The 10,344-nt window shown below is 76.0% G+C and carries 9 protein-coding genes; 3 read left to right on the forward strand and 6 right to left on the reverse strand.

From position 1 onward, the window contains the following. The 3 genes from ACVMLK_RS17095 to ACVMLK_RS17105 form a co-directional block, all read right to left on the reverse strand. Window positions 1–402: BatA domain-containing protein (locus ACVMLK_RS17095; RefSeq protein ID WP_457487080.1), on the reverse strand; the 402-nt coding region annotated here is incomplete at its 3' end. Continuing rightward, on the reverse strand, window positions 399–1,307 hold the full coding sequence (locus ACVMLK_RS17100) for a DUF58 domain-containing protein (RefSeq protein WP_457487081.1): 909 nt from the start codon (window positions 1,305–1,307) through the stop codon (window positions 399–401). The genes ACVMLK_RS17095 and ACVMLK_RS17100, both read right to left, overlap by 4 nt. Beyond that, a complete protein-coding gene (locus ACVMLK_RS17105; protein WP_457487082.1) occupies window positions 1,300–2,304 on the reverse strand; it encodes an AAA family ATPase in 1,005 nt (334 codons plus the stop codon). Before ACVMLK_RS17105 ends, ACVMLK_RS17100 begins: the two co-directional genes overlap by 8 nt. A 125-nt stretch (window positions 2,305–2,429) precedes the next feature. Here ACVMLK_RS17105 and ACVMLK_RS17110 point away from each other — a divergent pair, with 125 nt between their 5' ends. Both ACVMLK_RS17110 and ACVMLK_RS17115 read left to right on the forward strand, forming a co-directional pair. Further along, window positions 2,430–3,110 (forward strand): DUF1285 domain-containing protein, encoded by a 681-nt coding sequence (locus ACVMLK_RS17110; RefSeq protein WP_457487083.1) that lies wholly within the window; start codon window positions 2,430–2,432, stop codon window positions 3,108–3,110. A 113-nt stretch (window positions 3,111–3,223) separates the two neighbouring features. Next, window positions 3,224–3,799 carry an NUDIX hydrolase gene (locus tag ACVMLK_RS17115; protein WP_457487084.1) on the forward strand — a complete coding sequence of 192 codons (576 nt, stop codon included), beginning with the start codon at window positions 3,224–3,226 and terminating at the stop codon, window positions 3,797–3,799. A gap of 14 nt (window positions 3,800–3,813) precedes the next feature. On the opposite strand, the gene ACVMLK_RS17120 is transcribed toward ACVMLK_RS17115, so the two are convergent. Further along, entirely contained in the window at window positions 3,814–4,182 is a 369-nt protein-coding gene (locus ACVMLK_RS17120) for an ArsB/NhaD family transporter (protein WP_457487085.1), read from the reverse strand. A 433-nt stretch (window positions 4,183–4,615) separates the two neighbouring features. On the opposite strand from ACVMLK_RS17120, the gene addB reads away from it, so the two are divergent. Then, complete coding sequence (addB, locus tag ACVMLK_RS17125) at window positions 4,616–7,669, forward strand: double-strand break repair protein AddB (RefSeq protein WP_457487086.1); 3,054 nt, start codon at window positions 4,616–4,618, stop codon at window positions 7,667–7,669. Between the two features lie 5 nt (window positions 7,670–7,674). Here addB and ACVMLK_RS17130 read toward each other — a convergent pair whose 3' ends face one another. Together ACVMLK_RS17130 and ACVMLK_RS17135 are read right to left on the reverse strand one after the other, a co-directional pair. Continuing rightward, window positions 7,675–9,264 carry an amidohydrolase gene (locus ACVMLK_RS17130; protein WP_457487087.1) on the reverse strand — a complete coding sequence of 530 codons (1,590 nt, stop codon included), beginning with the start codon at window positions 9,262–9,264 and terminating at the stop codon, window positions 7,675–7,677. A 154-nt stretch (window positions 9,265–9,418) separates the two neighbouring features. Beyond that, window positions 9,419–10,344, reverse strand: a 926-nt coding sequence (locus ACVMLK_RS17135) for a TRAP transporter substrate-binding protein (protein WP_457487088.1), incomplete at its 5' end; no start/stop codon positions are given.

Consider the following 10,344-nt stretch of genomic DNA (forward strand, 5'->3'; position numbering starts at 1 on the left):
CAGCAGGGCGGCGCGGCGGCCCTGGCGCGCGGCGGCGTCCAGCACGGCGCTGGCGGCGGCGGCGCGGGCCGGCCAGTCGGCGCCGGAGGGCCAGCCGTCATCCATCACCAGCAGCAACGGCCCCTCCCCGCCGGCGGCACCGGCCGAGGGCCCCCAGACCGGACGGGCCAGGCCGAGCACGATCAGCGCCGCGGCAACGAGGCGCAGCAGCAGCAGCCACCACGGCGTGCGGGCCGGCGTCTCCTCCGGCGCCGGCAGGTCGCGCAGCAGGCGCAGCGCGGGGAAGCTCTGGCGGCGCGGCGCCGGCGGTGTCACCCGCAGCAGCCACCAGATCAGCGGCAGGGCCGGCAGGGCCAGCAGCAGCCAGGGCGCGACGAAGCCGACCGGACCAAGGGACATCATGCGCCGCCCACGCCTCCTGCCAGTCCCGTGGGGGCCAGTCCCGTGGGGGCCAGCGCCTGCCAGAGCGCCAGCAGCGCCGTCTCCGGCGGATGGTCGGTGCGATGCGTGGCGAAGCTCCAGCCCGCCGCCCCGGCGATGGCGGCGAGCCCGGCGCGATGCGCCGCCAGCCGCTCGGCATACAGTGCCCGCACCCCCTCGACGCGCGGCAGCAGCAGCGGCGCCTCGCGCCCCAGCCCCTCGAAGCGGACACGGCCGGTATAGGGCAGGCTTTCCTCCGCCGGGTCGAGCACCTGCAGCAGGTGGCCCCGCACGCCCTGCGCCGCCAGGGCGGCGATGGCGGCGCGGCTGTCCTCCAGCGGCGCCAGGAAATCGCCCATCAGCACGGCCCGGGCATGGCGCGGCAGGCTCTCGTCGCGCGGAGGCGTGTCCTGGCGGGACAGCGCATCGGCCAGGGCCGGCAGCGCGCCGCGCCCGGCATGGGCGCGGCGGAGGCCGAACAGGCGCACCCGCTCGCCGCCGCGCAGCAGCAGCGCGGCCAGCGCCAGCAGCAGCAGCGTGGCGCGCTCGCCCTTGGCGGGCCGCCCCTCGCCGCCGCGCCAGGCCATGCCGGGCCCGGCATCGCGCCACAGCGCCACGCTCTGCGCCGCCTCCCATTCGGTCTCGCGCACGAAGAGGCGGTCGGATTTGGCGCTCTGCCGCCAGTCGAGGCGGCTCACGGCATCGCCCGGCAGATAGGGGCGGAACTGCCAGAAGGCATCGCCCTGGCCGGCGCGGCGGCGGCCGTGCACGCCCTGCATCACCGTCGCGGCAACCCGCTCGGCGGCGACCACCAGCGGCGGCAGCCGGCTGCCCAGCGCCTCCGCCGCCAGCGGGGCGGTGGCGGGCGGGGGCAGCGGCTCAGCCAAGACTGGCCTTCAGCGCGCCGATCACCTCGGACAGCCGCACCCCGTCGGCGCGGGCGGCGAAGCTCAGCGCCATGCGGTGACGCAGCACCGGCTCGGCCAGAGCGATCACATCCTCGAGACTCGGCGCCAGCCGCCCGTCCAGCACGGCCCGCGCCCGGCAGGCCAGCATCAGCGCCTGCGCCGCGCGCGGCCCCGGCCCCCAGGCCAAGTGCTGGCGCACCGCGGGCAGATCGGCGGTTTCCGGCCGGGCGCCGCGCACCAGCTTCAGGATCGCCTCCAGCACCTGCTCGCCCACCGGGATGCGGCGGATCAGCGCCTGGGCGGCGATCAGCTCGGCCGCCGTCATCGCCGGCTCGGCCCGCGCCTCGGTCGCCCCGGTGGTGGCCAGCAGCATGGCGCGCTCGGCGGCGGCATCGGGGTAGGAGACCTCGACCTCCAGCAGGAAGCGGTCGAGCTGCGCCTCCGGTAGCGGGTAGGTGCCCTCCTGCTCGATCGGGTTCTGCGTCGCCAGCACGTGGAAGGGGGCGGGCAGCGGATAGGTCGCGCCACCCATGGCGACCTTGCGCTCCTGCATGGCCTGCAGCAGCGCCGACTGGGTGCGCGGGCTGGCGCGGTTGATCTCGTCGGCCATCAGCAGCTGGCAGAAGACCGGCCCCCTGATGAAGCGGAAGGCGCGCCGCCCGTCGGCCCCCTCCTCCAGCACCTCGGAGCCCAGGATGTCGGCCGGCATCAGGTCGGGGGTGAACTGCACCCGCCCCTCGGCCAGGCCGAGCACGGTGCCCAGCGTCTCCACCAGCTTAGTCTTGCCGAGTCCGGGCACGCCCACCAGCAGCACGTGGCCGCCCGACAGGAGGGTGATCAGCACCTGCTCGACCACCTCCTCCTGGCCGAAGATGACGCGGCCCACCGCGCCGCGCACCCGGCCCAGACGGGCGCCGAGCGCCTCCACCTCCGCGACCAGGAAGGTGGGATCCGTGGGGTCCGCCACTTCAACCATGCCGCTTGGCCTCCTTATATAACCCCCGATATGGGCAGCCGGCCCGCCTCGGCCACCCCATCCGCGCGCGGCGCGGCCACGGGAATGCCGATGTCAACTGGGGGAAGCCTATGACCGTCGGACGCATGGACGAAGTATTGAAACATTCCGCGACAGGGCAAAGCGACGGCAAGGCACCAGGTAGCGGCGACACCTGCTGCAGGCACGCCACAGTTGCCCAGAAAACCGGCAAAGGTCCTGTCAGGCTTCCGGGAGGCCGGCCGAAGCACGAATGCGGTGCGCTCGACATGCGGATCGCGCGCGACGGCACCTGGCACTACAAGGGCAGCCCGATCGGCCGGAAGGAGCTGGTCTGCCTCTTCTCCTCGGTGCTGAAGCGCGAGGCGGATGGCGGCTACTGGCTGGAGACCCCGGTCGAGCGCGGCTCGATCGAGGTCGAGGATGCGCCCTTCGTCGCCGTCGAGGTCTTCTGGCGCCGCTGCGAGGGACGGCAGTGCCTAACCTTCCGCACCAACCTCGACGAGATGGTGACCGCCGACGCCGACCACCCGATCCGGGTGCAGATCGACCCCCGCACGCGCGAGCCGCGCCCCTACGTGATGGTGCGCGCCGGGCTGGAGGCGCGCATCAACCGGGCCGTCTTCTACGAGCTGGTGGCGCTAGCCGAGCCGGAGACGCTGGAGGGGCGCGAGGTGCTCGGCGTCTGGAGCGAGGGCGTGTTCTTCCCGATCGACGACCTGCCGGCCGAGGCCGCCCCGCCGCCGCGCCGCGGCAGGGTGCGGGCCAACGGCGCCGCCACGGCGTGAGCGCGCCCGCCGGACCGTCCTCTCCGTCCGCCGCCGCGGACAGGATCTCGGCAGACAGGATCTCGGCAGACAAGGCTGGAAGCGGCGCGCCGCCGGCCCTCCGGCCCGCACCCATGGATGCGAAGGCGGTGCTGCGGCGCCTCTCCGAGCCGGGACGGCTGGCCCCGCCCCCCGCCCGGGCCCCGGTCCCCTCGGCGCCACCGCCGGGCATCGCTGCCGCCGTGCTGGTGCCCGTGGTGCTGGGGCCGCGCCCCAGCCTGTTGCTGACGCTGCGCGCCGCCACCCTCTCCAGCCATGCCGGCCAGGTCGCCTTTCCCGGCGGCCGCATCGAGCCGGGCGAGACGCCGGAGCAGGCGGCGCTGCGCGAGGCGGCGGAGGAGATCGGCCTCGATCCGCGCCTGCCGCGCATCCTGGGCCGGTTGCCGGAGCACGTCACCGGCACCGGCTTCCACGTGACCCCCGTCCTCGCCGTGCTGGAGCCGCCGCTCAACCTCACCCCGGCGCCGGACGAGGTGGCGCAGGTCTTCGAATACGATCTCGCCCCCCTGCAGGACCCCGCCCTGCCGGAGCGCCGCGCCGCGATCTGGAAGGGCGAGCGGCGCAGCTTCGACGTCTGGCCGCATGACGAGCACTATGTCTGGGGCGCCACGGCGGCGATCATGCGGACCCTGGCGGCGGCGCTGCGATAGGCCGGAACAGCCGGTCAGAACGGCCCGTGCAGCAGCCCCGCCAGCGCCAGCAGCAGCGCCGGCGGCATTGCCAGCAGGCCGATCCGCAGAAACGGCCAGGCGCCGATCTCCAGCCCCTCGCGCCGCAGCGCCACCAGCCAGAGGATCGTCGCCAGCGACCCGGTGACGGAGAGGTTCGGGCCGAGATCGACCGCGATCAGGATGGCGCCGGCCAGCACGGGCGGCGCCTCGGCCGGCGGCAGCAGGCCGAGCGCCACGACCAGTGCGGCGTCCGCCACGGCCCAGACCGCCTCGGGCCAGCGGAAGGGGCGGAGCAGCACGCCGAGCGTGGTCAGCGCGGCGATCGTCCAGATGACGGGCGCCGCGCTGACCACGCCGCTCATGCGGGCGCGGCAGGCCCGGGGCGGGGCTGCGTGGCCTCCTCGGCAAGGGCCCTGCGGTCGAGGGTTTCGGGCATCAGCCACCAGTAGCCGAGGAAGCCCAGCGCGGCGATGGCGCCGAGCGCCAGGAAGGCGGCCGAATAGCCGTAGCCGACGATGATGCCCCCGGCGAGCGTCGCGCTGAGCGCCGCGCCCAGCGCGTGGGCGGTGGCGATCGCCCCCTGGCTGACGTTGAAGCGGCCCGTGCCGCGATAGCGGTGCCCGCCGCCAGCGCCGCCGAGGCGGCGTTGCCGGCATGGTTGAAGGCCTCGTTGCGGCCGATCCGGCGCGAGAAGGCGCGCGGCCCGACGAGGCCGAGGGTGATCGCCGCCACCGCCGGCGGGGCAGTTCCAGAGGCAATTCCATGGGGACGCGATCGGCCCTACCCTGCCTCCCCATGCGGCTCTTCGAGATCCCGGCCCACCTCCCCTTCCTGCCCACCCTGGCCCGTGGCGTGCTGGCCGAGCTCGGCGCTGCGGCGGCGGACCCGCTGGCCCTGTCCCGCACCACCATCCTGCTGCCGACCCGCCGCGCCGCGCTGGCGCTGCGCGAGGCCTTCCTGCGCGAGGCGGATGGCCGTGCCCTGCTGCTGCCGCGCATGCGGGCGCTGACCGGCCTGTCCACCGAGGAGGCGGACGAGCTGGCGCTGCCCGGCCTGCTCGATCTGCCGCCGGCCGTCGAGCCAGCGCGGCGGCAGGCGGTGCTGACCGAGCTGGTCCTGCGCCTGCCCTCCCGCTACGGCGGGCCGAACACCCCGGAGCAGGCCTGGCGGCTGGCCACGGCGCTCGCCGAGTTCCTCGACGAGACAGCGCTGGAGGATGTCCGGCATGACGGGCTGGACGGGCTGGTACCGGAGGAATTCGCCGTCCACTGGCAGGTGACGCTGACGTTCCTGCGCGGCGTGCTGACCGCCTGGGACGCCTGGCTGCAGGCGCGGGGGCTGATGGACATCGGCCCGCGCCGCGTCGCCGCCCTGCGCGCCCAGGCCCGCGCCTGGCGCGAGGCGCCGCCGGAGGCGCCGGTGATCGCCGCCGGGATCGGCGTCGGCGGCACCATCCCCGCCGCCGCCGCGCTGCTCAAGGTGGTGGCCGGGCTGCCGCGCGGCGCCGTGGTGCTGCACGGGCCGGGCGAGATCAAGTCCGAGGCGCTCTGGGCCGCGGTGGGGGAGAGCTGCACGCATCCGCTGGCCGGCCAGGTGCGCCTGCTCTCGGCCATGGATGCCACCCCCGCCGACCTCATGCCCTGGCCCGGCAACACGGCGGGCGACCCGGCCCTGGCGCGCCGCGCCGGGCTGCTCTCCTGCGCCCTGCGCCCGGCCGCCGGCATCGAGGCCTGGCTGGAGCGGCGGCCGGAGCACTGGGCGCCCGCGCTAGAGGGCCTCGCCCTGCTGGAGGCGCCGGATGTGCAGGCCGAGGCGGTGGCCATCGCGCTGATCCTGCGCGAGGCGCTGGAGACCCCCGGCAGCCGCGCCGCGCTGATCACCCCCGACCGCGAGCTGGGCCGCCGCGTCGCCGCCGAGCTGACGCGACACGGCATCCTGGCCGACGATTCCGCTGGCCAGCCGCTCGGCGAGACGCCGACCGGGGCCTATCTGCGCCTGCTCGCCCGCGCCGTGGCCGAGGGCTTCGCGCCGGTGCCGCTGCTCGCCCTGCTCAAGCATCCCCTCTCCGCCGGCGGCATGACGCGGGCGGAGTGGATGGAGGCGGTGCGGTTGATCGAGCGGCGCTGCCTGCGCGGCCCCCGCCCCGCGCCCGGCCTGTCCGGCCTGCGGGCCCGGGTGCGCGAGGCCTTCCGGCGCGAGAAGGATGCGCCCCTGCTCGGCACCGCCCTGAAGCTGGTCGATGCGCTGCAGGCCGCGCTCGCCGGTTTCGACAGCCTGCCGGACAGCCCCGCCCGCCCGCCGGCCGACCTGCTGGACGCGCATCTGGCGGCCGCCGAGGCCCTCGCCTCGACGCGGGAGCGGCCGGGCGGCCTGCGCCTCTATGCCGGGGAGGAGGGCGAGCCCCTGGCGGTGCACCTCGCCACCCTGCCGCCGGCGCTGCGCGAATTGCCGCCGATGAGCCCGGCCTCCTGGCCCGCCCTGTTCGATTCCTCGCTGGAGGGTCCCTCGGCGCCGGGGGTCCGCATCGGCCGCGGGCGCGAGCACGCGCAGCATCCCCGCATCGCCATCCTCGGCCTGCTGGAGGCCCGGCTGCAGGATTTCGACCTGGCCGTGCTGGGCAGCCTGGAGGAAGGCGTCTGGCCGCAGGCGACCGAGGCCGGCCCCTGGATGAGCCGGCCGATGCGCGCCGATTTCGGCCTGCCGGAGCCCGAGGCGCGGATCGGCCGCGTCGCCGCCGACTTCCTGCTGGCGGCCGCCTCGGCGCCGCGCGTGGTGCTGGCCCGCGCCCGCAAGCGCGCCGGCGCGCCGACCGTGCCCTCGCGCTGGCTGACCCGGCTCGAGACCTTCCTCGCCGGCCAGAAGGCAGAAGACCCGCGGAAGGCCGGCGGCCGGGGCCTCGCACTGCCACGCCACCCGGCGCTGGGCTGGGCGGCGCGGCTCGACCAGCCGGAGGCGGTGCGGCCCTGCCCGCGCCCGGCCCCCTGCCCGCCCGTGGAGGACCGGCCGCGCGAGATCAGCGTCACGGAAGTGGCCGGGCTGATGGCCGATCCCTATGCCTTCTACGCCCGCCACGTGCTGCGCCTGACGCCCTTCGACCCGCTCGACGCCGAGGTCGGCGCGGCGAATTACGGGCAGATCGTGCACCTCGCCCTGGCGGTCTGGACCCGCCGCCTGGACGAGGCGCCCGGCGGCTGGCCCGGCCTCGCCACCGCCCGCGACTGGTTCGCGGACGCGGCGGAGGAAGCGCTGGCGCGGACCGAGGCGCGGCCCGGCCTGCTGGCCTTCTGGCGGCCGCGTCTGGCGCGCATCGGCGGCTTCGTCACCGCCCAGGAGGAGGCGGCGCAGACGGCGGCGCGGGAGGGGCGGCGCATCGCCGCCCGCCATGCCGAGGTGCCGGGGCGGCTGGCGCTGGCGCAGGGGCGGCTGCGGCTGAAGGTGCGCGCCGACCGCATCGACGAACTGTCCGACGGCACGCTGGCGATCATCGACTACAAGACCGGCACGCCGCCGAACGATTCCGAGATGAAGGACGGCCGCGCGCCGCAGATGCCGCTGGAGGCCGCCATCGCCGCGGCGGGCGGGTTCGAGGGCATCGCCGCCCGTCCGGTCTCGGCGCTGGCCCACTGGCGGCTGACCGGGGGCGGCACGCCTGGCGAGGTGAGGCCGGTGAAGGGCGAGCCCGACGCCCTGGCGGCCGAGGCGCTGGCGCAGACGGAGGCGCTGCTGCGCGGCTTCCTGCTCGGCGAGCGCCGCTTCCTCGCCCGCCCGCATCCGCGCCGCAGGCCGCCCCGCTCGGATTACGACCATCTGGCGCGGGTGGCGGAATGGGGGACGGCGGAGGAGGGGTGAGGCCCCTACCCCCCGTTCCGCGCCCCGGTGTCCGGCTGCAGGCCCGACACCATCTCGTCATCGCCGGTGCGGGTCATGAAGGCGGGCAGACCCATCGGCCGCTTCTGCGAGGCCGGCAGGGCGGAGGTGAAGAGCCGGTCGCCGCGCCGCGCCCGGAAATCCACCCTGGCCGCCTCCCGCAGCGCCGCGTCGGTCATCAGGTCATACCCCGCGGCCGCCAGCACGCGGGCGGTGTTGAGCGATCCCTTGTCGCCGATCGACATGCCGCCGCATGCGGTGACGGGCCAGGTGTGCAACCCGACCCCCAGCGGCATGGTCGGCCAGGCGAAGATGCCGACCGGCGCCTGGTAGCTGACCTCGCCGACATCGGTGGAGCCGCCCGCCGAGATCTCCTGCAGGAAGGGCAGCGGCTGCGGCGCCATGCCCGCCTCCGGCAGCTTCGCCTCCCGCTGGCAGGCCCGGGCGAAGGCCTGCTCCTCCTCCGTCCATTCGATCGGAACGGCGGCGAGGTGGCGGTGCAGCAGCCGCGCCAGCGGCTCGTTCGGCAGCAGGTCGTGCATGCCGAAGAAGTGGATCACCTCGGCGCGGGTCTGCGTCGCCATGGCCGCGCCCTCGGCCACCTGGCGCACCCAGGCGGTCAGCGTGCCGACCTTCTCCCGGTCGAGGTCGCGCAGGAGGATCCAGACCTGCGCGAAATCCGGGATGACGTTCGGCGCCGCGCCCGCCTGCTCATAGATGTAGTGCATCCGCGCGCTGGGCAGGATGTGCTCGCGCATCATCTGCACGCCGAGGCCGAACATCTCCGCCGCCTTGAGGGCGCTGCGCCCCTCCCAGGGGGCGATCCCGGCATGGGCGGTGCGGCCGTGGAACATCACCCGCACCTTGTCCACCGCGTTCAGCCGCACGATCCCGGCGCCGGCGAAGGGGGCGGGGTGCCAGGCCAGCACGGCGTCGCAATCCTCGAACAGCCGGTCGCGCGCCATGTAGACCTTGGCGCCCTCCGTCTCCTCGGCGGCGCAGCCATAGACGCGGATGGTGCCGCTGGTGCCGGCCTCCCGCATCATGGCCCTGAGCGCGATGGCGCCGCCGGTGCAGCCGGCGCCCAGCATGTTGTGGCCGCAGCCATGCCCGACCCCGGTGCCCGCGGGGCCCGGCGCCTGGCGCGGCTCCGCGGCGTTGCCGAGGCCGGGCAGCGCGTCATACTCCGGCATGTAGCCGATGACCGGGCCGCCCGAACCCGCGCTCCATTCCGCGACGAAGGCGGTGGGGATGCCGGAGGTGCCGCGGCTGGTGACACGAAAGCCCGCCGCCTCCAGCTCGCGCAGGTGGATGGCGGCGGACTTCTCCTCGTGCAGGCTCAGTTCGGCCTGGGTCCAGACCTCGCGCGAGAGGCGCAGGATGGCGTCGCGCGCCGCCTCCACCGCGCGCGCCGCGGCGGCCGAGGAGGCCGGCGGGGAGGCCGGAGGAGCCGCGGCCGGAGCGGACACCTGTGGCGCGGCGGGCTGCGCCGCGGCGGCGGCCGGTATCGCCCCGGCCATCCCCAAGCCGGCCAGAACGGCGCGCCGTCCCGCTTCCGGCATTCCTCGCAGCGGCATGATCTGAACTCCTTCCTGACAGGCGGACCGGGTGGAGGAACGATACGGGCGGCGAGGCTACGGACCCTTCTCGACCGGCCACAAGCCGGCGCACGGACACAGTCGGGTTACCCGCCGGCTGGTCAGCGGGTGGGCCATCCGCCCGCTGGCCGCCTCAGCGATAGGCCGCGAGAATCGCCCGGCCTTCCTCGCCGGCGCGGGCCGACCACGCCTCGACCACCGGCTGCGCCGCCAGGGTCAGCGCGGCGCGCAGCGCCGGGACCTCGGCGAGCGCCACGCCGTTGGCGCGCAGGCGGGCGCCGTTCTCCTCCAGCCGCGTGGCGATGGCGCGGAACTGCCGGGCCTCGGTCTCCCGCCCGGCCTGCAGGACGGCGCGCCGCGCCGGCTCCGGCAGCGCCTCCAGCGCCGCGCTGGCACAGAAGGCGAGGCTGAGCGGCCAGGCGTAGTCGATGCGGGTGAAGTTCGGCAGGATCTCCCACAGCCGCGCCCCGGCGCCGCCATCGCCCGAGGAAAGCACGGCATCCATCTCGCCCGCCTTCAGCCGGGGCAGCGCGTCGGCGAAGGAAATCTGCTGCGGCGCGGCGCCGGCGGCCTGCAGCACGGCGGTGCCGGCGGCATCGTAGGTCCGGATGCGCAGGCCCTGCAGCGCTCCGGCCTCGGTCAGCGGCCGGCGCGACCAGATGCCGGAGGGCGGCCAGGGCGTGGCGTAGAGCAGCGTCGCGCCCTGCGCCGCGAGGGCGCGGGCATAGGCCGGCCGGGCGAGATCCAGCAGCCGCGCCGCATCCGCCGCCGAGCCGGTCAGGAAGGGCAGCGCGGAGAGCTGGAAGATCGGCGCGTCCTTCGCCATGGCGCCGGTGAAGGCGTCCGCCGCGGCGAGCTTCCCCTCGGCCACGGCGCGCAGCATGGCGGCGGAGCGCAGCCCGTCCGGCGCGTCGGGGGCGGCGGTCACCGTCAGCGCGCCATCGGCCAGCCGGGTCGCGGCCTCGGCGAAATGCGCGATGCCCTCGCCCGGCATGGCGGTCGCCGGATATTCGCTGGCGATGCGCCAGGCGGCGGCGGCCCGGGCGCGCCGGGCCGGCG

It is taken from the genome of Teichococcus aerofrigidensis (genome assembly GCF_054073225.1).

Excerpts from the sequence above, each read along its gene's own strand:
- ACVMLK_RS17105 (WP_457487082.1), bottom strand. The coding sequence starts at position 2,304 with ATGGTTGAAGTGGCGGACCCCACGGATCCCACCTTCCTGGTCGCGGAG.
- ACVMLK_RS17110 (WP_457487083.1), top strand. The coding sequence starts at position 2,430 with ATGGACGAAGTATTGAAACATTCCGCGACAGGGCAAAGCGACGGCAAG.
- ACVMLK_RS17115 (WP_457487084.1), top strand. The coding sequence starts at position 3,224 with ATGGATGCGAAGGCGGTGCTGCGGCGCCTCTCCGAGCCGGGACGGCTG.
- ACVMLK_RS17120 (WP_457487085.1), bottom strand. The coding sequence starts at position 4,182 with ATGAGCGGCGTGGTCAGCGCGGCGCCCGTCATCTGGACGATCGCCGCG.
- addB (WP_457487086.1), top strand. The coding sequence starts at position 4,616 with ATGCGGCTCTTCGAGATCCCGGCCCACCTCCCCTTCCTGCCCACCCTG.
- ACVMLK_RS17130 (WP_457487087.1), bottom strand. The coding sequence starts at position 9,264 with ATGCCGCTGCGAGGAATGCCGGAAGCGGGACGGCGCGCCGTTCTGGCC.